At 60.5% G+C, this 24,678-nt stretch carries 27 protein-coding genes; 14 read left to right on the top strand and 13 right to left on the bottom strand.

Annotation, left to right across the window (positions count from 1 at the left end; translation table 11 throughout):
* The first annotated feature begins 29 nt into the window (after positions 1 to 29).
* The gene (locus tag CFE428DRAFT_RS38220; protein ID WP_162145229.1) at positions 30 to 365 is read left to right on the top strand and encodes a hypothetical protein; all 336 of its coding nucleotides are present in this window, start codon (positions 30 to 32) and stop codon (positions 363 to 365) included.
* A gap of 219 nt (positions 366 to 584) precedes the next feature.
* On the opposite strand, the gene trhO is transcribed toward CFE428DRAFT_RS38220, so the two are convergent.
* From trhO to CFE428DRAFT_RS04325, 5 genes are all read right to left on the bottom strand, one after another.
* Complete coding sequence (trhO, locus tag CFE428DRAFT_RS04345; protein ID WP_006978231.1) at positions 585 to 1,508, bottom strand: oxygen-dependent tRNA uridine(34) hydroxylase TrhO; 924 nt, start codon at positions 1,506 to 1,508, stop codon at positions 585 to 587.
* A gap of 336 nt (positions 1,509 to 1,844) precedes the next feature.
* Complete coding sequence (locus tag CFE428DRAFT_RS04340) at positions 1,845 to 3,929, bottom strand: sulfatase family protein (RefSeq protein ID WP_131989091.1); 2,085 nt, start codon at positions 3,927 to 3,929, stop codon at positions 1,845 to 1,847.
* A 126-nt stretch (positions 3,930 to 4,055) separates the two neighbouring features.
* Positions 4,056 to 4,466, bottom strand: coding sequence for a hypothetical protein (locus CFE428DRAFT_RS04335; RefSeq protein ID WP_006978229.1), 411 nt, complete (start codon positions 4,464 to 4,466; stop codon positions 4,056 to 4,058).
* Between the two features lie 59 nt (positions 4,467 to 4,525).
* Positions 4,526 to 6,691, bottom strand: coding sequence for a hypothetical protein (locus CFE428DRAFT_RS04330; protein ID WP_006978228.1), 2,166 nt, complete (start codon positions 6,689 to 6,691; stop codon positions 4,526 to 4,528).
* Between the two features lie 90 nt (positions 6,692 to 6,781).
* On the bottom strand, positions 6,782 to 7,297 hold the full coding sequence (locus CFE428DRAFT_RS04325) for a hypothetical protein (RefSeq protein WP_006978227.1): 516 nt from the start codon (positions 7,295 to 7,297) through the stop codon (positions 6,782 to 6,784).
* Positions 7,298 to 7,479: 182 nt separating this feature from the next.
* On the opposite strand from CFE428DRAFT_RS04325, the gene rlmN reads away from it, so the two are divergent.
* The 13 genes from rlmN (at position 7,480) to CFE428DRAFT_RS04260 (ending at position 18,029) form a co-directional block, all read left to right on the top strand.
* Positions 7,480 to 8,559 (top strand): dual-specificity RNA methyltransferase RlmN, encoded by a 1,080-nt coding sequence (gene rlmN / locus CFE428DRAFT_RS04320; RefSeq protein ID WP_006978226.1) that lies wholly within the window; start codon positions 7,480 to 7,482, stop codon positions 8,557 to 8,559.
* Between the two features lie 219 nt (positions 8,560 to 8,778).
* A complete protein-coding gene (locus tag CFE428DRAFT_RS04315) occupies positions 8,779 to 9,276 on the top strand; it encodes a hypothetical protein (protein WP_006978225.1) in 498 nt (165 codons plus the stop codon).
* A gap of 14 nt (positions 9,277 to 9,290) precedes the next feature.
* A complete protein-coding gene (locus CFE428DRAFT_RS04310) occupies positions 9,291 to 9,947 on the top strand; it encodes a hypothetical protein (protein ID WP_006978224.1) in 657 nt (218 codons plus the stop codon).
* A gap of 70 nt (positions 9,948 to 10,017) precedes the next feature.
* Positions 10,018 to 10,626, top strand: coding sequence for a sigma-70 family RNA polymerase sigma factor (locus tag CFE428DRAFT_RS04305; protein WP_131989090.1), 609 nt, complete (start codon positions 10,018 to 10,020; stop codon positions 10,624 to 10,626).
* Positions 10,613 to 11,125 carry an anti-sigma factor gene (locus CFE428DRAFT_RS04300; protein WP_006978222.1) on the top strand — a complete coding sequence of 171 codons (513 nt, stop codon included), beginning with the start codon at positions 10,613 to 10,615 and terminating at the stop codon, positions 11,123 to 11,125. The genes CFE428DRAFT_RS04305 and CFE428DRAFT_RS04300 overlap by 14 nt, the downstream gene beginning before the upstream one ends.
* A complete protein-coding gene (locus CFE428DRAFT_RS04295; RefSeq protein ID WP_006978221.1) occupies positions 11,126 to 11,641 on the top strand; it encodes a hypothetical protein in 516 nt (171 codons plus the stop codon).
* Between the two features lie 265 nt (positions 11,642 to 11,906).
* A complete protein-coding gene (locus CFE428DRAFT_RS04290) occupies positions 11,907 to 12,818 on the top strand; it encodes a glycosyltransferase family 2 protein (RefSeq protein WP_042724367.1) in 912 nt (303 codons plus the stop codon).
* A gap of 164 nt (positions 12,819 to 12,982) precedes the next feature.
* Positions 12,983 to 13,990: an alpha/beta fold hydrolase gene (locus CFE428DRAFT_RS04285; protein ID WP_006978219.1), complete on the top strand. Its 1,008-nt coding sequence runs from the start codon at positions 12,983 to 12,985 to the stop codon at positions 13,988 to 13,990.
* Positions 13,991 to 14,072: 82 nt separating this feature from the next.
* Complete coding sequence (locus CFE428DRAFT_RS04280) at positions 14,073 to 14,483, top strand: hypothetical protein (RefSeq protein ID WP_006978218.1); 411 nt, start codon at positions 14,073 to 14,075, stop codon at positions 14,481 to 14,483.
* Positions 14,484 to 14,557: 74 nt separating this feature from the next.
* Complete coding sequence (locus CFE428DRAFT_RS04275) at positions 14,558 to 15,412, top strand: prephenate dehydrogenase (RefSeq protein ID WP_006978217.1); 855 nt, start codon at positions 14,558 to 14,560, stop codon at positions 15,410 to 15,412.
* Positions 15,405 to 16,736, top strand: coding sequence for a 3-phosphoshikimate 1-carboxyvinyltransferase (gene aroA / locus CFE428DRAFT_RS04270; RefSeq protein ID WP_006978216.1), 1,332 nt, complete (start codon positions 15,405 to 15,407; stop codon positions 16,734 to 16,736). Before CFE428DRAFT_RS04275 ends, aroA begins: the two co-directional genes overlap by 8 nt.
* Complete coding sequence (gene cmk / locus CFE428DRAFT_RS04265; protein WP_006978215.1) at positions 16,729 to 17,406, top strand: (d)CMP kinase; 678 nt, start codon at positions 16,729 to 16,731, stop codon at positions 17,404 to 17,406. Before aroA ends, cmk begins: the two co-directional genes overlap by 8 nt.
* Positions 17,407 to 17,408: 2 nt before the next feature.
* Positions 17,409 to 18,029 (top strand): lysophospholipid acyltransferase family protein, encoded by a 621-nt coding sequence (locus tag CFE428DRAFT_RS04260; protein ID WP_006978214.1) that lies wholly within the window; start codon positions 17,409 to 17,411, stop codon positions 18,027 to 18,029.
* A 7-nt stretch (positions 18,030 to 18,036) separates the two neighbouring features.
* Here CFE428DRAFT_RS04260 and CFE428DRAFT_RS04255 read toward each other — a convergent pair whose 3' ends face one another.
* From CFE428DRAFT_RS04255 to CFE428DRAFT_RS04220, 8 genes are all read right to left on the bottom strand, one after another.
* Positions 18,037 to 19,248, bottom strand: coding sequence for a hypothetical protein (locus tag CFE428DRAFT_RS04255; protein ID WP_006978213.1), 1,212 nt, complete (start codon positions 19,246 to 19,248; stop codon positions 18,037 to 18,039).
* Positions 19,249 to 19,257: 9 nt separating this feature from the next.
* Positions 19,258 to 19,839: a hypothetical protein gene (locus CFE428DRAFT_RS04250; RefSeq protein ID WP_006978212.1), complete on the bottom strand. Its 582-nt coding sequence runs from the start codon at positions 19,837 to 19,839 to the stop codon at positions 19,258 to 19,260.
* On the bottom strand, positions 19,836 to 20,663 hold the full coding sequence (locus CFE428DRAFT_RS04245) for a serine hydrolase (protein WP_006978211.1): 828 nt from the start codon (positions 20,661 to 20,663) through the stop codon (positions 19,836 to 19,838). The genes CFE428DRAFT_RS04250 and CFE428DRAFT_RS04245 overlap by 4 nt, the downstream gene beginning before the upstream one ends.
* Entirely contained in the window at positions 20,663 to 21,163 is a 501-nt protein-coding gene (locus tag CFE428DRAFT_RS04240) for an HIT family protein (RefSeq protein WP_006978210.1), read from the bottom strand. Before CFE428DRAFT_RS04240 ends, CFE428DRAFT_RS04245 begins: the two co-directional genes overlap by 1 nt.
* A gap of 14 nt (positions 21,164 to 21,177) precedes the next feature.
* Positions 21,178 to 22,311: a lipid-A-disaccharide synthase gene (lpxB, locus tag CFE428DRAFT_RS04235; protein WP_006978209.1), complete on the bottom strand. Its 1,134-nt coding sequence runs from the start codon at positions 22,309 to 22,311 to the stop codon at positions 21,178 to 21,180.
* A complete protein-coding gene (locus tag CFE428DRAFT_RS04230) occupies positions 22,308 to 23,351 on the bottom strand; it encodes a Gfo/Idh/MocA family protein (RefSeq protein ID WP_006978208.1) in 1,044 nt (347 codons plus the stop codon). Before CFE428DRAFT_RS04230 ends, lpxB begins: the two co-directional genes overlap by 4 nt.
* A 65-nt stretch (positions 23,352 to 23,416) precedes the next feature.
* Positions 23,417 to 23,815, bottom strand: a complete 399-nt coding sequence (locus CFE428DRAFT_RS04225) for a GxxExxY protein (protein WP_006978207.1) — start codon at positions 23,813 to 23,815, stop codon at positions 23,417 to 23,419.
* A gap of 31 nt (positions 23,816 to 23,846) precedes the next feature.
* Positions 23,847 to 24,662 (bottom strand): LpxI family protein, encoded by an 816-nt coding sequence (locus CFE428DRAFT_RS04220; RefSeq protein WP_006978206.1) that lies wholly within the window; start codon positions 24,660 to 24,662, stop codon positions 23,847 to 23,849.
* Between the last annotated feature and the right edge of the window lie 16 nt (positions 24,663 to 24,678).

The following is a 24,678-nucleotide window of genomic DNA, read 5'->3' as shown; positions in this document are numbered from 1 at the left end:
CCGGCGGACGCCGGCCAGAAAGGTATCGTATGAAAAAGATTCGTGTTTACCGAAATCCAGACTGCGCGCGATGCGCAAAGTTTGCCAGGGCCAATCATTTCCTCGACTGGCTCGGCCGGGTCGATGAATCCACCGCCATTCCGCCTGACGGTCATTCATTGCGTATGGGCGAAATCGTGATCGAAGACTATGCCACCGGGAAAATTCATCGCGGCGTGGAAGGTGTCGAATTGATCTATCGAAACATCCCGCTCTTCATGCTGCTCCGGCCGCTGCTGAAGATCCCGGCATTTCGCCGCTACGTCGACCGGGAGGTGAGGGGATGCAATGGTGACGCCTGTGCGGTGACGCCGAAGACGGGATAGCAGTGCTTGCGTCCGCCATAACACTCGCAAAAGTTGCGAGGTGGGCTTTGTTCGAGGTATCGACTTGATTTTCTCGAGCGCGGTAATGAAGAAGCTCTCGCCTTGTTGAATCGATTGATCGCCACTTCACCTGGGGGCTTAAGGCTGAGATCGGAAAGCAAGGGATACCGAGTAGTCAACACATAGTGACAGAAGGAATGCGAACAGGTGCGTTGGCATTCACCCTTCCGTCCGCCCGCCGCCCCGCGCCGGGCTTCCCTTGTAGTCCGCCGTCGCCGAAGTCAAGCCGCTGGCCAGGCATTCCGGGCAGAGTCGCGTGTCGGTGTTTTCCCGCTCCGTCTCCTCCGCGAGGAGGAAGAGGACATGACATGGATCGTGCAGGCAGTTCACAAAACGACTGGTGGGGCGATCGGTATGTGCGCAGCGTCCCAGCGGCACCAGCGCTTCGTCCACCCGCACGGTCATGCGCCGGTCGAAAACGAAACATTCGCCCAGCCAGTGCTCGTTTCCAAATTGCTCCTGGTAAGTCACGATCCCTCCGTGCAGTTGGAAGACATTCTTGAACCCTTTGCTGCGAAACAACGCGGAAGCCTTCTCACAGCGAATCCCGCCGGTGCAATACATCAGGACCTTACGGTCCTTGAACTCCGCGAGTTGCTCCACGTAGGGCGGCAGTTCACGGAAATGCGCGATGTCGCAGGCGATGGCTCCGGCAAACTTCCCCGCTGCCGATTCGTAGCGATTGCGCACATCGACGACCACCACCTCGGGATCTTCCTCCAGCGTGCGCTTCCATTCCGCCGGGCTGAGGTGATTATCCAGGTCCGGTGCCAATGGCCCCGCGCCCAGGGTGACGATCTCGGGACGCACCTTGACCATCAACTTCGGAAAGGTCTGCGCATCTCCTTCGCTGGTTTTGATCTCAATGTCGGCAAAGCGTTCATCTCCTCGCAACGCCGTCACATACTCCTCCACCGCCGCCGCCGGCCCGGCGAGCGTCCCGTTGATCCCTTCGGAGCCAATCAGCACCCGCCCCTTCAAACCCAGCGTTTCACAGAGCGCTCGCTGCTCCACCCGGAAATCCTCCGGATCCGCAATGGTGACGTACTTGTAGAAGAGGATAACGGGGTGGACTTCGGTCATGAATAGGGAGCGCTACGCGGGAGCCGGAAGATGCAATCCTTCTCTCCAAACGCCAACTTACTTTCGCGGCCATCTTTTCTCGAGCCGGAATTTGGTGGCAACTGGAGGGCGTTTTTTTCGTGCATTTCAGGAGATCTTCGAGGTAGCTCTTACCAGCGCTCCCTTGGCGGAAGCCGGGGCAATAGAGGGCAGTCAACAAATCTGACAGAGAATATCCGTGAGGTGTTGCCCGTCTCGTCATGGTTCGGGGCGGTTCACAAGTCCGTCCTACAGCAGGCTTATTCGAAACCGCGATGCCAGGCTCCGAGTCGGAAGGTTTTCCTCCAGGTTTTCCGGTCACTTGTCCTTCACCGCATTCTGCTCTTTCTGCTTTTCACTGACTTCTTTCAGGCCCGGAGGAACAGGGAGTCCATTGGACTCACGCAAATAGGCATTCATGATCTTCTCGTCGTTAAACATATCATCGTTGCTGCCGACAGAAGGAAGCGAGTCAAGCGCGCTGACGTAGGGGCCAAGATCGGTGTGCGACCAGTCGAGGACATTCAGGATGAACAGGGTCGACAATGGATGCTTTTGCAATCGATCCGCCAGCGCCTTCGTGGCCTCGGCCGTGTCGCCGGACTGGATCAATATCCACGCAGACATCGCGGCGACCTCGCCGCAGGGATCATCGAGCAGAGGCTTCACCGCAGCCTGTACTTTTGCATCGGCTTGTCCCAGCATCAACAGCCCCACGGTGCCCCAATAGCGGAGTCCCGAATCCGGGCTCTGCAAGCACTGAAGCAAGCGCGGTTTGTTAGCGGGGTCTTTGGCGAGTGCGAGATCCGCGGCATCAAGATAGGAGGGCAAATCATAGAGCTTCGGATCGCGCACCATCTCATAGACCGTCAATTTGTTTTCCTCCGCGCGACGCAGGCGTTCCGCCTCGGGCAGCATTGCGGAGTCATGGATGCTCAACTGCCACTCGCGGAGCTTGGCGCGCATCGTTTCGAGCGTCTTTCGGCATTCGGGCTTGTCGGCGAGGTTCACGACATTATCCGGGTCCGCGTCCATATCATAGAGTTCTTCAACCGGTTTCGTCGTGAAGAAGCGCCCGGTTACCGCGTCGGTTCGGTGGTTCTTATAGGCGTCCTCCCATGTCCGCATGGCGAGAAGTTTCCACAAGTAATCCAGATGTTGCCCCCAGATGATATACGGCATGTAATTCTTGATGTAGGCGTAGTGCTTATCCCGGACGGAACGTTCGTTGTCGAAACGCTCGTCCATCCGCTCCCGGAAGCTGAAGGCGTAGGGCGGTTCCGGTTCCGTGTTAGGCCCGAGGAAGATGTGGCCTTGCATAACCGCGGGAATCTCGGCTCCGGCCAGGCTCAACCAGGTCTTCGGCATGTCGACAAAGCTCACGAGACGATCCACCGTGGAGCCTGGAGACGCGGCCGGCCAGAGATGCTTGAATTTCTCCGGAATTCGGACGATCAGCGGCGCGTGTATGCCAGCGTCGAAGAGAAAACGCTTGCTGCCCGGCATCACGCCGCCGTGGTCGGAATTAAAAATCACGATCGTGTCCTCCGCCAAGCCAGCCTTGTCGAGGGCCTCCAACGCCTTCCCCACTTGGGTATCCATGTTTTCCACCGCATCGTAGTATTTCGCGTAATTCATGCGAATGCCCATTTCGTCCGGGTGATATTTAAACAAGGTCACCTCGCCGGGTGAGTGGCGAGTGTTGAGGCAATCCCCAAACGCCCTGGACTCGTGGGATTCATTGAAGTTGATCACTTGAAAGAATGGCTGGCCCGGCTTCCGTTTTCTCCAACCATCGGCGACCTTGTCGTCCCAGCACTCCTCATCCGGCCGGCCGCCGATATTGTAATCGGTTTTGGTATGATTGGATGTGTAGTAGCCCGCCTGCCGCAGGTAATCCGGGTAGTATTTGATCAGGTTGTGCGGTATCGAATATCGACTGCGCATCGGCAACGTCCCGAGCGAAAGTGCATTGATGCCCGTGATCCAGCCACTGCGGGAAGGCGCGCAAACCGGTGCACTGGCGAACGCATGTGTGTAGCGAAACCCCTGTCGGGCAAAGGCGTCGATGTTGGGTGTCTTCGTCTCGGAATTGCCGTAACAGCCGATCCAAGTCGAAGTCGCATCCTCACACACCAGCCACAGAATATTTGGGTGATCGGCTGCCCGGCTGAGAGAAATTGAGACCAGTAGCAAATTGAGGACGATAAAAAGACGCAATTTCATAGTCTTAAGCAGGCAACGCCGGGGGCAATTAGTGTGAAGCGGGAGCGAAGGGCGCGGTATTGAAAAACTTACGCTGGGCGGGAGCAGGCAAAAAGCCAAGCCTGTCGCAACTTCGGATTCCTGGCATGTAGCGAGTTTTCGCCACATGGCGGCGGCGCGGGCGCGCGAGAAAGTCACCGCGCAAAATCATCCTTTTCCCGAAGTCGCCACGCCGGCTCCACGCGAAGGGGTAAACCTAAATCAGACTTTCTCGATGCAACACGCGGCGCGAAGACGCTTCAGGTAATCCCCATCGACCTGCGATCAATCCGCCGACTTAGCCGCGTCGAGGCGGGACATGGCGGCCTGGACGGTCTGCAGCAGGTCGAGCACTTTGATCCGGAGTTCCGGTTCGGGAGGATTCGTCGTGTCGTTCATCGCGGTGGAGACCTTGGCCAGCACTTCGGGTGTGCGCTTCGCGACGGTTTCCATCTGCTTTTCCCACGCGAGTTTTTTCTTCGCGCACTTCAGGAGATCTTCGAGGTAGGCGATGTCCTCGCGCGTGGTCCGGCGCTGCTGGTGCGTGGCGTTCATTTCCTCGGTCTCGTTCTTGAGTTCCGCGAGCAGCGTCTCCGCGCGCTCGATGCCTTTGACCAATCCACTGAGTTCCTCGAGCATCTCGCCCTGGATCACGGTGCTTTTGTGTTGGAGTTTCTTTGCCTTGGAGGAAGCCATGAATCGGGAACGGTGCGATGGTTGTATGACTTGGCTGGGGAGCTCCGTCGAGCAATGACTCAATCTTGGAAATTCACTTCGACCTGCGTGCCCTCCGGGGAATTCGGAAAGCGAATCCGCAGTATGTCGTCATTGAATTCGAACGCGCTTTCCGTAGCGGCCGTGCCATTCAGTCGCACGGACTTGGGCGCACGCTTGCAGAGGAGCAGGGCGACACCGCCGGTCTCCGCGACACCCTCGACATGAAAGCGAAAAGCAGTCGGGGTCGCGCCTTCCTCGCGAATCCGTCCGGCGGCCGCGATCACGCGGGGACCGGGAACAGACTTTTTCACCGCATCGAGATCAAGCAGCAGAGCGCGCCGCCCTGGGGTGAGCTTCACTTCGAGCACGATCGGAAGCTGCGCCTCGAACAAATCGACGAAGTGTCCGGACAGAACGGGCGCGGGTCCGGGCAGCGATTCATCGAGGCCGGCCCCAATCAGAAATGGCCCGCGGCGCAGCACGAGGACATTGGTTTCGCTCCAGGCAATTTTCGCGGTCTCCGCCGCTTGCCGCACCAGGGCGCGCAACTGAGTGGCACCGTCTTTTTGATAGGTCAAACCGGCTGGGGAAACGGCTTCCCGCACCAGCAGGCCATCGCCGACGCGTTGCAACCCGTGCGCATCCGCGTCGACGCCGAGTGCTTGGAAAAGATGTTCGCGCGGTGTGTGAAAAGCGTTTGGCGCGGTGTTCCACCACTCGCGCACCCCATTAAAAGGATCGGTATCGTCATCGACGACCACGAGCACGCCGCCGCGTTTGACCCAGGCGGCCAGCGCTTCGTGAAATGCCGGCGTGGGTGGCTTTTGCCCTTCGTAGGTGAGCAGGAGCACTCGATAGGCATCGAGGAACTTCGGCTGTGTCGCGCTTTCGATCTGCACCGGCTCGACAGGGACGCCGTGTTTGAGCAGGGGCAACGCGAGTCCGTAGAACGAGCCGAGATGCGCATCCGAAGAGCTCGGTTCGCCGCGCTGGAACATCATCGTGTCCGACACCAGGACGCCGACACCTCGGGTGCCACACTGTTCCCAATGCGCGTCGGGTTGCTTCATTTCGCCGAGCGCGTGGATCACGGCCTGCAATTCCGTTTCGTAGGCCGCCGGAATCGGTGTCCGTCGTCCTTTGTCACGGACCTCTACGCCAGTCATGAAGTCCTTTCCGAGGAAGACGCGCTCCGGCCACGGCATGATTTCGTAACGCCACACTTCCGGTTGGAGCAGCGAGGCGGTGAGCGTGCTTTCCCAGTTGGCGCGGTAATCATCCCACGATCGCGTGAGATTGTCCTCGATCGGATCGTTCAAGTACCACACCCGGCGTCCGGACGCGCGCACGAGGTTTTGCATCGCGCCGTATTCGAGAAAGGCCGTCTCGAACGTGCGCGATTTTTCCACCCCCTCGTAGACATTTGGGGTGCGCGCCGTGCCGGTCCAAACCTGCGCGATGTAGCCGTCGCAGCCGACCTCGAGCAACGAGGACTCCGGGCTCACGATCCGCCAGTGAGCGTAATTGATCAGCGAATGAGTCGGCACGTAGCAGCGAATCTCGCGACCCGCTTTTTTGGAATAATCGCGAACGAAGGAAAAAACCTGCGAGAGCGCCCGGCGATAGAGCGCGTATTTCAGCTTCGAGGCGCGGTACTGTGCATCGGGCGAAGAGTGTGGCGGTTGCCAGGGTTCACCAAAGTAGGTCTGCCACTGGCGGCAAAAATTCGGTTCGTAGCCGCTTCGCACCCAGAATTCCGGTTCCTCGAGATGGATGGCCACGGCGCCGGCATCCAGCGCCCGTTGCACGCCGCGGGTGAGGAAGCGGCCATACGTTTCGCTTGGGGACATGTAGGGGATGTCGCCATGGTGAATGACGACTTTCCCATCCCGATCCATCTGTGCCTCATCGTCATGCTTTTGGCCGTCATAGCGGCCTTGGAGGTAGTCGAGATACGCGCCCCAGGAGACACCCGTCATCACGTGCGGGATAAAGCCGCGCGCCTGCCACGAGGCGAGACGGGAGGGCAGCGTTTCGTCAATGCCATAGGCGATGGCGGCATCCGCTTCGAGATGCGTGCGAGGCATCCACGGAGCGAGTGTCTGGAAGACGAGACGTTCGTCGTTGGGTGGGGCGTCAGCCGCGGGCGCAACGCTGGGCAGGAGTACGCAGAAGAGGAGTGAGGCGGAAAGCGCGGGTTTCAATTTTTCTAGGGGGACGAATGCGCGAGCGTCCAGAAAGCCGAACCTGGTCGCGCCTCTCTGGATTGAAGCCGGTACGCTTCCAGCGACCTCCTACGTTGCCGCAGGCGTCGCCAACTGGAGGCGCGGATCTTCGGTGAGCAACTCGCCGAGCGTCGGCCAGCCGGTGTCGTCGAGGGCCTGGAAGGCGTGCAGGTAGACGGCGACGACCGCCGGGTCGTGCTTTTCGAAAAGGGGATCGATGGCCTTCACCAGCGCTTCCTTGGCCGGGGCCGGGGGCAGCGCTTCGATGGTGCCGTTTTCATCGTGCTCGATGCCGAGGCCGTCGAGGAAATCGCAGAGCAATTTGGTGTGGGCGCCAACGAGCCAGATTTGCAGCAGGTGGGCGGCGACGGCTTCGTTCACCTTGCGGCCGAGGGCTTCCTTCATCCAGGTGTGACGCTCGGCGCGCGGCTTCCGCTCGACGAAGACGGGACGGAGTTTCCGCTGCTTGGCCAGGGTATCGATAGTCGCCTTGTAGAGCGGCTTCTCGCGCTCAAAGAGGAAGGCGAAGAGCTGGTCGGAGACGGCGGGCGGCAGGGCGGCGAAAATTTCGTAAGGCTTCGGCATAAAATCGGGGTGGCAGAGAGTAGGGGGACGGCAGGGGGATGCAAGGGGGGAGTTGGGACTTTGCGGCAGGCCGATTGGATGTTGGGTGTTGGACGTTGGGTGTTCTGCCTTTTCTTCAGAAGAAACATCCAATGATGTTCCCTGCTTGGCGGGAGCCGTTTGCTGGGCGATGTTGACCTTCCATGTCCACCGCAACCGTCCAACCGCTGATCAAATCGCTCACCCTTGATGAAGTGAGCGAGCGGTTGCGTACGCTTGGCCAGCCGGGGTATCGGGCCAAGCAGGTTGTCCAATGGATTTATGGGAAGCGGGTGAAGTCCTTTGCCGAGATGAGCGATCTGCCGGCGGGGCTGCGGCAGCAGTTGGCGGCGGAGTTGTCTTTTTCGGGGTTGGAGCCGGTGCGGACTCTAGGGTCGAAGGACACGACGCTGAAGTATCTGTTCCGGCTGGATGATGGGGCGCTGATCGAGTCGGTGCTCATCCCGGCATCGCCGGCGCTTTATGGAGAGGCCAGCGATCGGCGGACGATCTGCATTTCGACCCAAGTGGGGTGTGCTTATGGGTGCAAGTTCTGCGCGAGCGGATTGGATGGCTGGAGCCGGAATCTGCAGCCGGGGGAGATCGTGGACCAGGTTTTGCGGGTGGAGGAGCTGAGCGGGGAGAAGATCAATAACATCGTCTTCATGGGGATGGGGGAGCCGATGGCGAACTTCACGAACCTGATGAAGGCGATCACGATCATCAATGCGCCGTGGGGGATCGGGCTGGGGGCGCGGCATATCACCATTTCGACCAGCGGGCTGGCGCCGCAGATCAAACTGCTGGCCGATCAACCGCTGCAGGTGCGGTTGGCTATTTCACTGCATGGCGCGACGAATGAGGTGCGGGAGCAGATCATGCCGGTGAACCGGAAATACCCCCTCGAGGTCCTGCTCGAGGCCTGCGCCTACTACACCCAACGCAAGAAGCAGTGGCTGACTTTTGAATACATTTTGATCGAAGAGGTGAATGATCGGCCGGAGGATGCGGCGGCCTTGGTGAAGGTGGCGCGGCAGGTGAAGGCCAAGGTGAATTGCATTCCTTATAACAAGGTCGAGGGGCTCGATTGGACCCGTCCGAGCGAGGCCCGACAGGATGCCTTTATGGCGGTATTGGAAGCGGGTCGAATTCCGGCGACGATTCGCCGGGAAAAGGGGCACGACATCGCGGCGGCGTGTGGTCAGTTGCGTCGGCAGACGATGCCGGCGTCGGCGGAAAAGTAGTGAGATATATAAAATCGTAAGTAGATATTAATTAGGTGGTTAAGATTGTGATTACGCGATTTGTATAATCGCTGGCGTGGGCTTCCAGCTTCGCTTCTTTGGCGCCCAAAGATTTTTATAGAAAGATGTGAATTCATTCGATGGTCGCTGCGTCTGACTGCAGACCGTCGACATCCCGGTGGCGGTCCCCCACGAACCCCAACCCAGCCATCCGGACTTATGAATCGCCGCAAAAGCAGCGTGTACACTCTGCGCCTGGATATCCTCTACTTCAGCTTGCTCCTGCTGCTTTTACCGGTACGATTATGGATCGATCGGGGGCTTGATCAGGAGACTCTTCCGGCGGTCATTGCCCAGCCGCTCTTTTGGTTTCTATGCGGGGTAGTGTCGCTCCCCATCGGCGTCTTCGGCCTCCGCATCCGTTGTGGCCTGCGGTTGCAGCTTCGCTTCCTGCTGAACTCCGCCGTCTATTTTGGCATCACTCTCCTTCTCGAGCAGACTGGCCTGCCCACCGTGCCCCTGGCCATCCTGGCATCGGTCCTGGCGATTGTCTCGATCCGGTTCTGGCACCGAGCCGTTTCGCGGATTCTTTCCTGCCGGGCCTTTCGCGTCACGAGCGCGGTGGTCACCGCCGGGGACATGGCGGAGGTCTGTGTCCGCGTGGCGCCTTCATATTCTGGCAAAAATCCCTTTGCAGAGCGCCGCGCGGCACGATAATCAATCAACGGCATATGGCCGAATCCGACGAGCCAGATCGAATTTGGGACGAATACGACTGGGAACGCTTTCTCCAACAGCAGGACCGCAAGACTGAGAAGTACATGGAACTGCTGGAGCGCTACATCGACGACCCGAACCGCGACCAGATCATCGCCCGCGAAATGGGCTGGAACCACCTTTTGGACAAAGAAGGTCGCGACTGGGAAAAGACCGTCGACTCGCTCTTTGACGAGGAACTCATCACCGACGCCGAGGGTGACGAAGGCGAAGACGAATCCGAGGATGGATTCGAGGTGCACCCTCTGTATCAGGCTTCCTTTGCCCTGACGGTGTGGATTGACCAGCTTTTCGAAGAGGTGAAGGATCTCCAAAACCAGCCGGCGGCCGTAAAGCTCTCCACCCATGTGGCGATTGCCAGCGCCAAGCTGGCCGCGGCGCTCAGTGACGACGACGTGGATGAGATCGGGATGACGATTGCCTACTTAAAACGGGCCCTAAAGGCGATCATGACCGCCATCGACGGGGCTATGCAGCTGCGCAAGGATGGCGCCATCGATTCCGACCGTTTCGGCACGCTCAACCAACGGCTCTTCCAGATTCGCGACGGCGTCATTCAGTTGATGGGCGAATACCGCACAGAGTGGCGCCGACGTTTTGAAGCAGAATAGACTTGGAAGCGAATTCCAATAAATTCTGGAGAAAGGGGTGAATGAATTGAGGCCGGACCCGTCCAACACCGTGCCCACGGAGACCCCGGATGCCGCCGCCGGACCGGACGACCTCGAACTGGTCGCCCGGTCGCAAGCCGGCGACACCTCGGCCTTCAATGAACTCGTCATCCGCTACCGCAATCGAGCCTACGCCATGATTTACAATATGGTCCGCAACGAACAGGACGCTTGGGATCTCGCCCAGGACGGCTTCCTGAAGGCGTGGAAATCGATCAACCGGTTTCGCGGACAATCCTCTTTTTACACGTGGCTCTATCGGATCCTCATGAACGTCGCCATTGATTCGCTGCGCAAGAAGCAGATCGAAGGCGGCCAGGAGTTTGATGACCAGATCGGCCTTCATAATATCGCCCCGGGCGCCGCGACGGCGCCGAAGAGCGAGATGGAGCCGGCGGAGCGTATTTCCGACAAAGAGATCCGCCAGCGCATCGATGAGGCCATCGCCAAGCTTTCGCCCGAACATCGCACGGCCATCGTCATGCGCGAAATCGATGGACTCGAATACACGGAAATCGCCGAGCAGATGGGCTGTTCGCTCGGCACCGTCATGTCCCGCCTTTTTTACGCCCGCAAGAAACTCCAAGCCCTGCTGAAAGATGTCTATGAAACCATTTGAAGAGCAATTTACCGCATGGGTGGACGGCAAGCTGACCGACGCCGAACTGGCGGAGTTCGAAAAGCAACTGGCGGAACATCCGGATGCGGCGGCGGACCGGGACGATGCCCTGAAGCTGGGCCGTCTCCTGCGGGCGCACCCGCCGGTGTTGGAGATGCCGAACCCGGATTTCTTCAATCATCAACTCCTGCAGCGGATCGAGGCGGAGACGCCGAAACCGCGGGTCGTGGAGAAGAAGCAATGGTCTTTCTGGTCCATCCCGGGCCTGGCTTGGGCAGGGGCGTCCTGCCTGATCGTTGCGGGAGCGTTGTTCGCGACCATGATTCCCGGCGGGCCGAAGCACCTCGAGACGTCGACTTATTTCGCCCAGGTCGTCGAGAATTGGTCCACGGACCCCAATGTCACCGCTTCGACAGTCTACGACCCGAAGGATCAAATGACCGTCGTGTGGCTGGATGGCCTTGATTACATTCCGGCGACCTACGCGCTGAACAAATAGATGCGAATCTGGCCTGCCATTTTGCTGCTGCTGGGCCTCGCGGGCCTGGCGTTTGGCGTGGACAAGGACGGAGCCATGACGCTTTCAATTCCGAAGGATGTCAGCCGAACGGCGACGGCGATGCCCAAGAACGACCGCATCTGGAGTGCGGTGATCCTGGCAACCAATCCTGATGCTCCCAAAGAGCCGCCGGTCGAACTCCGCGAGTTCGCGCCGCGGCTCAAGCGGATGTTTGGCTACACGCAATTCGAACTCGCCGGCAGCGCCACGGAGGAGATCGATGAGCTTACCGAAAACTGGCTTCTGCCCAGCCCGATCTTCCCCCTGAGCGTGACCGCCCGGCGGGCCACTTCCAAGGAAGCGCGCGGGGGATATCTGTTGAATCTCAAGATCTTCCAGCAGAATCGGCAGGTGTGTACCTCCGAGGTGAAGCTCGCCCCGAACAGCCCGCTCTTCATCCGCGGCCCGCTCTACGGGAAAGGGCAGATCATCATCGTGCTGCAGGTGCAGCATTGATGGCTGCCCCAGTCGGCCGGTGGGTTTGGGTTCATATGTCCGTGAATAGCAGCGATCCGGAGTAGTCTGGTGTTATTCAGTCTCTATTCAGAATGGCATGGAAGAACGGACCATGCCGACCGACAACAAAGTAACATCTGATATCAACAGTGTATCCGCGCCGATGCCGGCGGCGGCGCGTCCGGCGGAATATGGCGAAAGGACGGTTCATGGACAGGCTTCACCCTCCCGTGTAGATCAAGGGCTCCCGACGCACCCGGGAACTATGAACTACACCCTGACCATCGGCATTCCCTGCCTCAATGAGGCCCTGACCGTGGGCAAGGTCGCCGACGATTTTCGCCGTGAATTTCCTTCCGCCCGGATTCTAGTCATCGATAACCGCAGCACCGATGATACGGCGAAAATCGCCCGCGCCCACGGCGCCGAGGTCATTTACGAGCCGCGCCCGGGCAAAGGATATGCGGTGCAGACGCTCTTTCGCGTGGCGGATAGCGACTACCTGCTGATGGTGGATGGCGACGACACCTACCCGGCGGAGGAGGGGAAGAAACTCCTCGCGGCGATCGAGGAGCGGGGAGGCGACACCGTGGTCGGGCGCCGGGTCAGCGACGACCAGAACGCGTTCAAGACCACGCACACCTGGGCAAACAACGCGCTGGCCAGGCTCCTCGGAACTATCTTCCGCACCCCCGTGGGTGATCTCTTCTCTGGTTATCGCCTCTTTAGCCGCCACTTTTATCGCAACGTGCCGCTGCTCGCGACGGGCTTTGAAATCGAGACGGAGATTGCCGTGCAGACGATCGACAAGGGATTCGTGCAACACGAGGTGGCGGTTGCCTTCCGCTCGCGCCCGGAGGGGTCGTTTTCCAAGCTGAGCACTGTGAAGGACGGCCTGCGCGTTTTCTTCACCATGGTGAAGGTGTGCAAGGACTTCAAACCGCTCCTGTTCTTCTCTTCGGTGGCGGGGATCTTTTTCTTCGGATGCCTGGTGGCGGGGACGTTTCCGATCCTGGACTATATTCGCTATCAATACGTTTACCGGGTGCCGCTGGCGATTCTGGCCACCGGGTTGGCGGTGCTCGCCGCGTTGAGCCTGACTTGCGGGGTCATTCTGGATACCTTCGTGCGCTACGAGCGGGAGGGGTTCCTCCTGCGCATGCGCAATCTCAAATAGGGGGGGCGGAGGACGGAGGACCGAGATGGCGAAGAAAAGGAATTCACCTTCATTCTCGTGTTGACGCGTGGGGAGTGTTGTGTGCTTATGAACACATGTGTCCGCCAGCTGATTTCCAAGACAAGCGGCGCTGCTGAATTATCATTATTATAGAAGACCACTCCTTGGATTCGAAGAAGCTCCAGCTCAAACCCAAACACGCCTGGCGCGTGGGCATCAGCGCGGGGATCGTCACTGCCATCCTCGTCGCACTGAAGTATGCCTTGCGGCCACCGACCAGGCGGCGTGTGCCTGATGCGATTTCGGCGCCGGTATTCTCCACCAAGGTGCGGCACACGAGTCTCGGGCAGGTGGTCTATCACGAGTCCGGCAGCGGGCGTCCGCTCGTCTTCGTGCACAATGTGGGCTTCGGCGCCTCCTCCTACGAGTGGTCGAAGGTCTATCCGGAATTTGCTTCCCGGCATCGGGTCATCGCGCTCGATTTGCTCGGGTTCGGCGAATCCGAGCGACCGGCGCTGCGGCTTACCGCGGCGGATTGCGTCCGGACGCTGGCCGATTTCCTGCGTAGCTTTGAATGGGAACAGCCGCCGGTGCTCGTGGCGAGTGGTTGGTCGGCCGGGCTCTGCGTTTACCTGGCTACGCAGCATCCCGAACTCGTCTCGCGGCTCGTTCTGCACATGCCAAATGGCACCGGCGAAATCGGCGGCCATACGCTGTCGTTCTTTTCGCGATGGCTCTACCGCATCCCGCTCCTCGCCCGCTTTCTCTACCGTAATCATCTTTCCACCAAATCCTCCGTGGCGAACTGGCTGCGCAAGGCAGTCTTTACCGATCCCTCCGCGGTGACCGAGGAGATGATCGATGTCATTTCCACCTGCGCACAGCAGCCGGCCGCTGAACACGCGACGCTGGCCTGGCTCAGCGGTAGCTTGAGCTTCGATCTCGACGCGCGCCTGCGCATGCTCCTGCGGCCCATGGCGCTGCTCTGGAGCGAGATTCGCTCTCCGGAGCCGGAAGGGAGTGCCCTGCAGGTGCAGCGACTCGTGCCGGCCTGCCCGCTCACGATGATTGCCCACGGGGGTATTATGGCCGCCCTGGAAGCCCCGGAAGCCGTCGTCGCGGCACTGGACGAGCAACTGCGAGCCGATCTCCGGGTTCTGAAAGCATCGTGAAACAACCTTGCCCCGAATGGCACACATGGGAAATTTCCATTGTCACCCCCGCGTAGCTTCAGTTAATAGCCACACTACCTTTATGAAGCGATTCACTGTTCCGGCTGCTCTCGCGTTGACCGTTGCCCTCTTCAGCGCTTGCCAGGATGATGCTCCTAGAAAGCACAACAAACCCGGTCACACGGCGACCGATACGATGACGACCACGGCTCCGCCTGATGACTCGCAGAGCCCGACGAACACCGCGCCTCCCACGACGGACAATACCAAGCCAGCTCCGGACGCCACGACCAGTGGCAAGCCGCCATCACCGGTGCCGGAGGCCAAGTCGCCCTCCACTGGCGAAATTCCTTACGCCAAGCCGGTGCCCGGCAAACCGGGCTTCGTCTTCAGTCCGTACGATCAATACAAGGGCTACATCGACGTACGTGGCTTCCCGCCCGGCACGGAGGTGAAGGATCCCTATTCCGGCAAGAGTTTCCTCGTTCCCTAGCGCGCGACTTTCCAAAGTCTTCAGCCCGGCCCGCCGGCTCCGCGCCGCAGGCCGGGCTTTTTTTCCCATTTTTCATGACACGACTCGCCATCATCGGACCCGGATTGCTCGGCGGTTCCATCGCGCTCGCAGCGCGGCGGGCCGCTGGTTTTCATGTGGCGGTGTGGGCGCGTCGTGCGGAAGCGGTCGCTGAGTTGCAAAAGCGGGCGCTGGCGGAAGTGGCTTCGACGGATCTCGCGGAGGTGGTGCACGATGCGGATATCGTGGTGCTTGCGGTGCCGATCGGCATCATGGGCTCGCTGGCCCGGCAGATCGCATCGCTCGTCCCGTCGCGGGCCATCATCACCGATGTCGGCAGTTGCAAGGGACCGGTCGTCGAGGAATTGAGCCCCATCTTTGCCCAGCGCGGCCGCTTTGTGGGCAGCCATCCGATGGCTGGCTCCGAGCGGACCGGCCTGGAAGCGGCCCGCGCTGGCCTTTTCGATGGCGCGGCCTGCATCGTCACACCCGACTCCCGGACCGATGCGGAAGCGGTGACCACCATTCACAATTTCTGGCAGACGCTGGGCGGGCGTGTGCTGGAACTTTCCCCGGCGGAGCACGATGAGATCGTGGCCATGGTCAGCCACTTTCCGCATTTGCTCGCTGCGGCGCTCGTCAATCTCGTCGCCGAAAAAAACGCCACGGCCCTGGAATTCGCGGGGCCCGGCTTCCGCGACACCACCCGCGTGGCGAGCGGTCCGCCGGAAATGTGGACCGAGATTCTACGCAGCAATCACACCGCTGTTCGCGCATCCGTGGAAGCCATGATTGAAAAGCTGCGTGAAATCGCAACACTGCTCGACCACGACGCCTCCATGACCGCCCTTCTCACCCAAGCCAAAACGCAGCGCGACCAGCTGCGCTTCCCGAAACATTCGCATGCCTGACTGGAAAATTCGCCGCGCCAACACGATCCAAACCGAACTCGAAGTCCCCGGTGATAAGAGCATTTCGCACCGTGCGGTGATGCTCGCGTCCATGAGCAATGGCACATGTGTCATTCGCGGATTTTTGCCGAGTGAAGATTGCCTTTGCACCGTGGCCGCCATACGGGCGCTGGGCGTCCCGATCGAGAGCGCGGATGAGACGACGCTCATCGTGCAGGGCAAGCGCCGCGTCTTCGCCGCACCCACGCATGATATCGATTGCGGCAACTCCGGCACCACCATGCGCCTCATGTCGGGCCTTCTGGCTGGTCAGCCTTTCCGCAGCCGCTTGATCGGCGATCCGTCGCTCTCCAAGCGTCCGATGCGCCGGGTGATGGAACCGCTGACGCAGATGGGCGCGAAGATTACCGCCGAGGGCAAGGATGGCCGTCCGCCGCTCGTCATCGAAGGCGGCAATCTTCAGCCGATCGACTATGTGAGCCCGGTGGCCAGCGCGCAGGTGAAGAGCGCGGTGCTGCTCGCCGGCATGTTTGCCAAGGGCCGCACGAGCGTGACGGAGCCTACGCAGAGCCGCAATCACACCGAGCGCATGCTCGAGTATTTTCTCATTCGCCCGCAGAAGAATGACCTCACCGTTTCGCTGCACGGCGGGCTCACGCCGGAGTCGCGTGACTTCCAGGTGCCGGGCGATATCTCCAGCGCGGCCTTCTGGCTCGTGGCCGCGGCCGCGCAACCGCGCTCGCATCTGCTCATCAAGAATGTTGGCCTCAACGAGACCCGCACCGGCGTCCTCGCCGTGCTCGTGCGAATGGGTGCGCATGTGCGCGAGATCGTCGAGAACGAAGAGGCCGAACCGCTCGGTGTGATCGAAGTGCGCGGCGCGCGCCTCAAGGGCACCGAGATCGGTGGCAAAGAAATTCCGAATGTCATCGATGAATTGCCGATCCTCGCTGTGGCTGCGGCGCTGGCCAATGGCACCACCGTCATCAAGGACGCCGGCGAACTGCGGGTGAAGGAAACCGATCGCCTGGCCGCGGTCGCGACGAACTTGCGGGCCATGGGCGCGCAGGTGCAGGAGACCGAGGATGGTATGGTCATCACTGGCGGCATTCCGCTGCACGGGGCGCGACTCGACAGCTACGGCGATCATCGCATTGCCATGGCTTTCGCTATCGCCGGCATGTTTGCCGAGGGCGAGACGATCATCACCAATACGGACTGCGTGAACACTTCCTACCCGGGCTTCTACCAGACATTGGAACGCATTCTGCACGAACCGCCGGGCCAGCAAACCCCGGTCATCACCTCGCTCCCCAATGCCTGACCCCGCGGCCAAGGACCATCCTCATATCGTCATTGCCATCGATGGCCCGGCCGCGTCCGGAAAGAGCAGCGTGGCTCGCGCCCTGGCGCGCAAGCTGCGCTACGTCTATGTGAATACCGGCGCGATGTATCGCGCCGTGACCTGGCTGGCCGTGGATAAAGGCGTACCGGTGGTGGATGCAGGGCGCGTGCAGCAGTTGCTGCATTTCACCAAGGTGGAATGCGGTGTGGAGGATGGGCAGTCGACGATTTTGCTCGATGACGTCGACCCGACGCCGCATCTCGTCGATGAGGCGGTGAATGCCAATGTTTCCGCCATTGCGACCTTGCCCGACGTGCGCCGGTTGTTGACCGAGAAGCAGCGTGCGTTTGCTTACGACTATGACGTGGTCATGGAAGGTCGCGACATCGGCTCGGCGGTGTTTCCCGAAACGCCTTACAAATTCTACGTCGATGCTTCGCCGGAAATACGTGCGTTGCGTCGAGCCAGGCAGGGGTTGCAGGATTCGATTGCCGCGCGCGACAAGGTGGATTCTTCGCGCCGCACTTCGCCCCTGGTCATTGCCGAGGACGCGCATGTCATCGATAGCTCGAATCTTACGGTGGAAGGTGTGGTCGGCGAGATTTTCGGGCGCTTGAAACAGAAAGGGTTGCCGCTCGGCGAACTGTAGCGATGGGTGGCTGGTACCGTTTCGGTTATATCACCTCACAGATTCTCGGGAAGCTGCTCTTCTCGTTCAAGGTGGTGCATCGTGAGCGCATCATCGAGGAGGGTGGCTGCATCCTCGCGATGAATCACGAGAGTTACCTCGATCCGCCGCTGGCCGGCATCGCCTGTCATCGCGAGCTCTTTTATCTCGCGCGCAAGACATTGCTGAAGTGGCCCATCCTTGGCCCCATTCTGCCGCACATGAACGTGATCCCAGTGGATCAGGATCGTGCGGACATGAGCGCCCTGAAGACGGTCATCAAACGAGTCCGCGCGGGAAACGCCACGGTCATTTTCCCCGAGGGCGGTCGGACGCCCGATGGTAAACTGCAACCCGCGCAGCCGGGACTGGGATTGGTCATCGCCAAGACGCTCGCCCCCGTGGTGCCGATGCGCATCTTCGGTGCATTCGAGGCCTTTCCCATGGATGGCAAGCCGAAGCCTTTCACTCCCGTGACAATCGTAGTCGGCGAGCCGATGTACTTCACCAAGGACGACATGGTCGGCGAAGGGCGTGAGCTCTACCAGCGTCTCAGCGAGCGTGTGATGGAACGCATCGCCGCGATCCAGAACGAGCGTCCGTAGTCGGTTTTTAGGTATTGGTCAACCCTTGCGCTGCGAGTTCGTCGAGCGTGAAGGTGCGGCGGCGGCCGTTGCGGCGGTTGCGGAAGGCGATGGCATGCCAGCCGATCATCCGCTCCGGATCGTAGAGCGCGGAGCCGATACGAATGGGACGATGGGTGAGGACGCGATGGATGATCTGCTCGTAACGCGAGCGAGGGAGCGTGCGATGGTTGCGGCGGTTCCACTCGATGCGGCGGCCGGCGTCTTCGTAGCGCGTCGGACGGGTCGGGAAGTCGAGCAGCGAACGGGCGCGGCCGGAGAGCACTTCGAAGACGTGAGTGAGCGCGTCGGTATCGGTGACAGCACCGATCGCCTCCCGAAACGGCAGCGCAATTTCGAGGGCGATCTGTCGCAGGCTGCGATGCCGGCCATCAACCAACCGCCAGTCCGGTTCATTGACATCGGCCGCGAAAGGATTGCGTGGAAAACAGAAATGCCGGGCGAGAAATCCCTTTCGCGAAGTGTGTTTGCACGGCGAGAAACCAGCGATGATCGGCAGTCCGCGCCGCTTCATTTCGGCGAGGGTGTGCACTGGCCATTCGAGCACGGCGAGAATGATGCCAGTGACCAGTGAGGTCGTGGCGATCATCAAGTCCGGGTCGGGCGTGAAGTCGGCGGTGACTTCCAGGCGATCGCCGCGCGGACGTACCCCGATACCGGTGCTGAGTTTATTCGCCGCCAGCAACATCACCGGCGGGTGCAGCAGATAGGTCAGCATACGCGCCGCTTGCTGCAAGCGGACAGAGGAGAGCGAACGCCCGACCGGCACCGAGACGTTGTAATGGGTGCTAAAACCTTCGAGTCGCAGCTTCTGGCCGTGATCTGTCTCCCAGGCATCCAGTTCGCCCCGCACGAACTCGAGTTGCTCCCAAAGCGTCCGGCCAGCGCGCACGGCGCAACCGGATTCGATCTCGATGATCGGAGTGGCGACTTCGATCACCCCGGTGTCGAAATAGACCGCGCCACCGACCGGCAATTGAAACGAACGTCCCTTGCGTGGGAGCATCTTCTGCCGCACGAATTTTTGGGCGTTGCCGAAGACTTCCTCGGGCCGCCGCTTTACGTCATCGACGTAGAGCGTGAATTCCGCCTCGAGTCCGATGACCGGCACCGGTCCCGGGCCGGTGCGCCGCAGAACCTGGCGGCGGGAGATGCTGGGAAGTTTGCGCGGGGCACCCATGGGCAGCAATCACTGGAGTTCACTGTAACCGCGCGGCGTGGAAAGCAAATAGCCAAGGTCGACGTGGAGATGGTCGTCGGTCTCGCCCGGATTGAAGCCGAAGGGGCGGACAAAAACTTCGGGGCCGAGCGATTCGGCGATCCGCGCGTAACGCTCGATTGATTTCTGCGAATCGAGCCAGGTGTCGCCGACACGATAGATATTCGCCGCCGCAGCCCAGATGTGTGGATTGGGCCGTCCGGCGAGACGATGCGCGGGCGAGCGGTAACCGCCATTCACGGCGATGCAGACCGGCGCGTCCACGCGCTGACGGAAATCCTCGAGATACCGCGCCAGGACGATGACGGCGCATGGCACGTAGTGCGGAAAGCTGTGCAGCAGCAGATCGGCCTCGCGACAATCGACGGTGATCAGTTCCGAGAGCGTGAAGTGCGGCGTGAGTTGCGTCTCCTTGGCATGAGCCCACGAATCGATTTCGTAAAAGAAGCGCGGCAAGCGATGCGCTTCATGGCCATCACACTCCAGCACTTCACCTGGCCGCAACAGAGCCCGGTGTTCGGCAGGAAGAGTGAGGCCGTCGACGACTTTCATGAGGTGAGGAACTCGTAAACCAACCGCGAGACCTTCGCCACGAGCTTCTGGGTATCGTCGAGGCCGGGCGGATGTTCGGTGAGAATGGCCACGGCGTACGGACGGCGACCGGGCAGTAGCACGAGGCCGGCATCGTGGGTGCAGGTCGAGATCTCGCCCGTCTTGTGCGCGACCTGCGCGGAATCGGGCAACAGTGCGGGAATCATGCTGTTGAATTCCTGGGCCAGCAGGATGGCGAGCATACGATTGCGGGCGGATTCTGGAAGGAGACGGTTTTCGCGCAACAGGCGAAAGAGGGCAACGAGCCCGCTCGGCGTGACGGTATTGTTCAGCCCGCGATCGAAAGCTACGGAATCTTCCACCCCTCGCAGGACCCGCACACCATCGACTTTCGCTGCCGTCAAAGTGGATTGAATATAATCCGGTGTCAGGAATTCGAGCAGCAGGTTCGTTGCAAGATTGCTACTTCGCGTGATCATCGGTTCGGCGAGTTCGATCAATTTCATCGAACGGCCGACGCGGCGATGCACGGCGGAGTCGGCGTCGCGGTCGCGCTGCACGCGAAAGATGGAGCGGTCGACGATGCTCCGGAAGCGATTGCGCACGTGCAGGCGATCTTCCAATCGCACGCGCCCAGTATCCACCGCATGGAAAAGCGCAAGCAGCACGGCGACCTTCATCGTGCTGGCGGCGTGAAACCAGCGGTCTCCCTCATGGGAAAAGGTGCGGTCGGTCTCGTAGTCGAAAACCTGCACGCCGATCGCCGCGCAGCCGCTTCCGGTGCGCAGGCTCTCGATGCGGTCATGTAACGCTTGCTCGTCCATTACTTGGCCAGCTTGTCACGCGTGGCGATGAGCTTTCGATATAGGGAATCGAGCGCCTCGGGCAGGACACGCGTATCGGCGAGGACCGGCATGAAATTATTGTCGCCTTCCCAGCGCGGCACGATGTGCAGATGCAGGTGATCCACTACGCCGGCGCCGGCGCATTTGCCGAGATTCAAGCCGACGTTGAAACCCTGGGCCCGGATGGCTTCGCGCAGCAGCGTCTGGGCGTGTTCGGCGAGTTCCCAGAGCTCCAGTTTTTCCTCGTTCGTCAGGGCGGCGATCTCGCTGACCTTGCGATTCGGGACCGCCATCAAATGCCCGACCGCATAGGGGTAGCGGTTCATGATGAGGAAGGTATGCGCGCGGCGGGCGACGACGAGATGCGCGGCATCGTCGGTGGCGCGGGCCGCTTCGAGAAGAAAATCGGGAGTGGCGCCGGCCTTGAAGTATTCCACGCGCCAGGGTGACCACAGGGCGGAAAGTTCGTTCGGGTCCATGAGAGGAGAGTCGATCAGGAGCGGGCCGGGGTATGCAACTCTTCCAGAATCGCATCGGCCGCCCGGGTGGCCGCTCCGCTTTCTCCGAGACCCACGATGACCGCGCGAAGATCGGCCTGTAGCGCCTCGCGATGCTCGGCATTGGTGACCAAGCGCAGAGTCTCATGCGCGAGGGCGTCGGCCGTAGCATCGCCTTGCAGCAATTCGCGGGCGATCTCGCGGCCGGCGAGCACGTTGGGCATCCCGAGGAAAGGCACACGGACGAGTTGCTTGCCGACGATCCAGGTGAGCCATGCGACCTTGTAGACGACGCAAAGCGGCAGACCGAAGAAGGCGGCTTCGAGCGTCGCGGTGCCGGAGCAGACCATGCCGGCGATGGCGCGCTGCATGAGGTCGTGCGAGGCGCGGACCGTGACCGCGCAAAAGTCCTCGCCCTGGCCCAGTTGCTCCAGCGTGCTCATCATGCGATCGGCCAGCTGATGCGAGGCGGCGGAGGCTTCGAAGCGCAGTTCAGGATGCGTGCTCTTCATGCGAATGGCGGCTTGCGCCATCACGGGAAAGATACGGCGTACTTCCTTCTCCCGGCTGCCGGGGAAGAGGCCGACGAGATGTGGATCGCGCGCGACACCCGTCTTTTTGGCCGCGAGGGAGTCCAGTATCGGGTGCCCGACGAAAACCGTGTGCAAACCGCTCTCCTCATAGAGCGGCTTTTCGAACGGGAAAATGCAGAGCATAAGATCGAGATAGCGCGCCATCTTCGGAATGCGGCCGCGATTCCACGCCCAGACCTGCGGGCTGATGTAATCGATGATCTTGAGCTTGCGGAAACGCTGGTGCGCTTCGCGAGCGAGACGGAGATTGAAACCGGGATAGTCGATGAGCACGAGGGCATCGGGCTGAATCGTCGCCAGCTCCTTGAGCATGCGATCGAACTGGTCTTTGAAGTAGCCGTATTTCTTCAGCACGTCCCACAGGCCGACGACCGCTTCGTCCGCCCAATCGACGAAATGCTCGCCGACGAGCGCGCGCATTTCGCGGCCGCCCGCGCCGAAGAACTCGATCGACGCATCCCGTTCGCGCAGCGCGCGAATCAACTCAGCGCCCCGGGCATCTCCGCTGGCTTCGCCGGCGACGAGGTAGAGTTTCACGGAACAGCGGTGGCTTTGTTTTGTTCGATCTGGCGGGTGATTTCGAGGGCGAGCTCGAGAGCTGCCGTCGCTTCGTGTCCGCTGACCTTGGGCTGTGCGCCGGCCCGGGCGCAGGCGACGAAATCGGCGAGCTCGCGTTTCAGCGGCTCCATTTTTTCCACCTCCACGGGCTCGCGGACGATCCGTTTGCCGGCGAATTCCGTAACGATCGTCGCATCCGCGGCGACGCCGAGGATTTTGCCGAGCAGGGAGCTTTCCCTTTCATCTTCGCGAGCGAGGCGGAGCAGGTAACCACTCTGGTTTTGGTAATCGAGCGAGAGATAGGCGTCCTGCTGGAAGACGCGGATCTTGCGGAGCTTGTCCTGGCTGATGCGGCTGGCGGTGATATTGGCCACGCACCCGTTTTCAAAGCGGATGCGGACATTGGCGATGTCCTCGCGCTTGCTGAGGATCGGCACGCCCACGGCATCCACCTGGACCCACGGCGAGCCGACGAGATGAAGGATGATTTCGAGGTCATGGATCATCACATCCAGCACGACGCCGACATCCAGGCTGCGGCCAGGGTAGGGGGACAGGCGCGTCGCCTCGATAAACCGCGGATGAGTGAGGCGCTCCTCGAGAGCGGACAGCACCGGGTTGAACCGTTCGATGTGGCCGACTTGAAGCACGAGGCCTTTCTTCTGCGCCAGATCGCACAGCTCGTGCGCCTGATTCGGCGTCTCGACGAAGGGTTTCTCGACGAGCACGTGCTTGCCGTGTTCGAGGAGGTGTTTGGCGATGGCAAAGTGCGTAACCGTCGGCGTGGCGATGGTCGCGGCGTCCACCGAGTTCGTAAACTCATCGAGATCCGCGACCGCCCGCGCATGGTATTTGCCCGCGATATCCCGTGCGACATCCGCCCGTTCATCGAGCACGGCGGAAAACTGGCAGTCCGGCAATTCACCGAAAATGCGGGCGTGATTCTTGCCCATGCTGCCCGCGCCGACAACGCCAACGCGAAGGGTGGATTGCGATTTTTGAGAAGGAGTGTCGTTCATCGACGAGGGCTGAGATGTAGTTTTTGATGAGGGATTTTGACCACGGATTTCGCGGATTTCACGGATTAAGCAGACAAATCGGCCTGGTGTGCCGGGCCGTTTCCGACAACCACACGCTTCCATTCGAGGCTGGCGTGTTTGAAATTCAGGAGCAAAGCGACTTCAAGGCCCGTGGCGTTAAGGTAGCCCAACATTTGAGCGACATGAGCTTCGTTGAAGGCGGTCGTGACCTTCGGATCTGCGATTACTGCGTTTTCGACAATCAAATCGGGGATCAAATTTCCAAGGAAGTGACCCTCGTAAAAAATAGGGAACTCTCGCTGGTTTTCGATCTTCAGGCCCATGCGAGCCAGCTCGATCACGAGAGCTTTCTCGTAGAATGATTCATCGAGGCCAGGTTTCAGCTTCGAATGGACCTTCATGGCGGCACCGATGATCGAGTGAGTGAGATTCTCGTGTTTCATCCTTAATCCGCGAAATCCGTGAAATCCGTGGTCATTCCTTCAACCCGAAGATGGAGATGCGATGTTCCTGGGCAAGCGCGGCGAGCTTTTCTTTTTCGAGGAGCAAGGTGTAGCCGGCTTCCACGCCGATGGCCCGCAGGCGGGCTTCGCGTGCCGCTTCGAGGGTGAGGGGGCCGATCACCGGAACGTCGAAGCGGAAATCCTGGTTGGGCTTGGAGACCTTCACCATCATGGCGTCTTTGCGACCGAGTTCGCCGCCGCGCTTGATGGCCGCGTTCGTGCCCTCAAAGGCCTCCACGGCGAGGACGGTGCCGTTTTTCACCACCACGGTCTGGCCGATATCCAGCCGACTGGATTCCTTGGCGATGTGAAACCCATAGTGCAGATCTTCTTCGTCGCGCGTTTTCAATTTCGGGCCGGCGATCAGCCCGGCGGGCGCCAGGTGCTCCTCCATGTAAGTCGTCGCAGGGAGCAGTTCTACGCCCACGCTCTTCATTTCATCGGCAATCGCGCCGAAGATCGATTCTGCGTTGCGCCTCTTGAGCCTGGCCAGGACGATGAGCGCCTTGATATCCGGGCGCAGGTCGAAAAGATTCTTCGGGTGGATCTGACCGGACATCACGGCGTGGCTGGCGCCCGATTTCTGCAGAAAATTGAGCATCTTCCCAAGTTGGCCAACGCGCATCCATTCCACTTGGTCCACGAGGGCGGTCAGCGCCGGGTCGGTCTCATTTTGAAAAGCGGCCACTGCGAGGCGGGACACCCCGGCGGCTCGAGCGGCTCGCGCCATGGCCTGCGGGTAAACGCCGTTTCCGGCGATGATCGCGAGTGTTTTCGGAGTATCCAAGGACGTTGAATTTATG

The organism is Chthoniobacter flavus Ellin428 (assembly GCF_000173075.1).
Lineage (GTDB): Bacteria > Verrucomicrobiota > Verrucomicrobiia > Chthoniobacterales > Chthoniobacteraceae > Chthoniobacter > Chthoniobacter flavus.
This window is presented reverse-complemented; position numbering and strand designations above follow the sequence as displayed.

Bases quoted from the DNA above. Each gene is read 5' to 3' on its own strand.
- CFE428DRAFT_RS04230 (WP_006978208.1), bottom strand. From the start codon at position 23,351: ATGAACGACACTCCTTCTCAAAAATCGCAATCCACCCTTCGCGTTGGC.
- CFE428DRAFT_RS04255 (WP_006978213.1), bottom strand. From the start codon at position 19,248: ATGGGTGCCCCGCGCAAACTTCCCAGCATCTCCCGCCGCCAGGTTCTG.
- CFE428DRAFT_RS04240 (WP_006978210.1), bottom strand. From the start codon at position 21,163: ATGGACCCGAACGAACTTTCCGCCCTGTGGTCACCCTGGCGCGTGGAA.
- CFE428DRAFT_RS04290 (WP_042724367.1), top strand. From the start codon at position 11,907: ATGAACTACACCCTGACCATCGGCATTCCCTGCCTCAATGAGGCCCTG.
- CFE428DRAFT_RS04335 (WP_006978229.1), bottom strand. From the start codon at position 4,466: ATGGCTTCCTCCAAGGCAAAGAAACTCCAACACAAAAGCACCGTGATC.
- CFE428DRAFT_RS04310 (WP_006978224.1), top strand. From the start codon at position 9,291: ATGGCCGAATCCGACGAGCCAGATCGAATTTGGGACGAATACGACTGG.
- rlmN (WP_006978226.1), top strand. From the start codon at position 7,480: ATGTCCACCGCAACCGTCCAACCGCTGATCAAATCGCTCACCCTTGAT.
- CFE428DRAFT_RS04295 (WP_006978221.1), top strand. From the start codon at position 11,126: ATGCGAATCTGGCCTGCCATTTTGCTGCTGCTGGGCCTCGCGGGCCTG.
- CFE428DRAFT_RS04225 (WP_006978207.1), bottom strand. From the start codon at position 23,815: ATGAAACACGAGAATCTCACTCACTCGATCATCGGTGCCGCCATGAAG.
- CFE428DRAFT_RS04250 (WP_006978212.1), bottom strand. From the start codon at position 19,839: ATGAAAGTCGTCGACGGCCTCACTCTTCCTGCCGAACACCGGGCTCTG.
- CFE428DRAFT_RS04325 (WP_006978227.1), bottom strand. From the start codon at position 7,297: ATGCCGAAGCCTTACGAAATTTTCGCCGCCCTGCCGCCCGCCGTCTCC.
- CFE428DRAFT_RS04280 (WP_006978218.1), top strand. From the start codon at position 14,073: ATGAAGCGATTCACTGTTCCGGCTGCTCTCGCGTTGACCGTTGCCCTC.
- CFE428DRAFT_RS04300 (WP_006978222.1), top strand. From the start codon at position 10,613: ATGAAACCATTTGAAGAGCAATTTACCGCATGGGTGGACGGCAAGCTG.
- CFE428DRAFT_RS04245 (WP_006978211.1), bottom strand. From the start codon at position 20,663: ATGGACGAGCAAGCGTTACATGACCGCATCGAGAGCCTGCGCACCGGA.
- cmk (WP_006978215.1), top strand. From the start codon at position 16,729: ATGCCTGACCCCGCGGCCAAGGACCATCCTCATATCGTCATTGCCATC.
- CFE428DRAFT_RS04315 (WP_006978225.1), top strand. From the start codon at position 8,779: ATGAATCGCCGCAAAAGCAGCGTGTACACTCTGCGCCTGGATATCCTC.
- CFE428DRAFT_RS04260 (WP_006978214.1), top strand. From the start codon at position 17,409: ATGGGTGGCTGGTACCGTTTCGGTTATATCACCTCACAGATTCTCGGG.
- trhO (WP_006978231.1), bottom strand. From the start codon at position 1,508: ATGACCGAAGTCCACCCCGTTATCCTCTTCTACAAGTACGTCACCATT.
- CFE428DRAFT_RS04275 (WP_006978217.1), top strand. From the start codon at position 14,558: ATGACACGACTCGCCATCATCGGACCCGGATTGCTCGGCGGTTCCATC.
- aroA (WP_006978216.1), top strand. From the start codon at position 15,405: ATGCCTGACTGGAAAATTCGCCGCGCCAACACGATCCAAACCGAACTC.
- CFE428DRAFT_RS38220 (WP_162145229.1), top strand. From the start codon at position 30: ATGAAAAAGATTCGTGTTTACCGAAATCCAGACTGCGCGCGATGCGCA.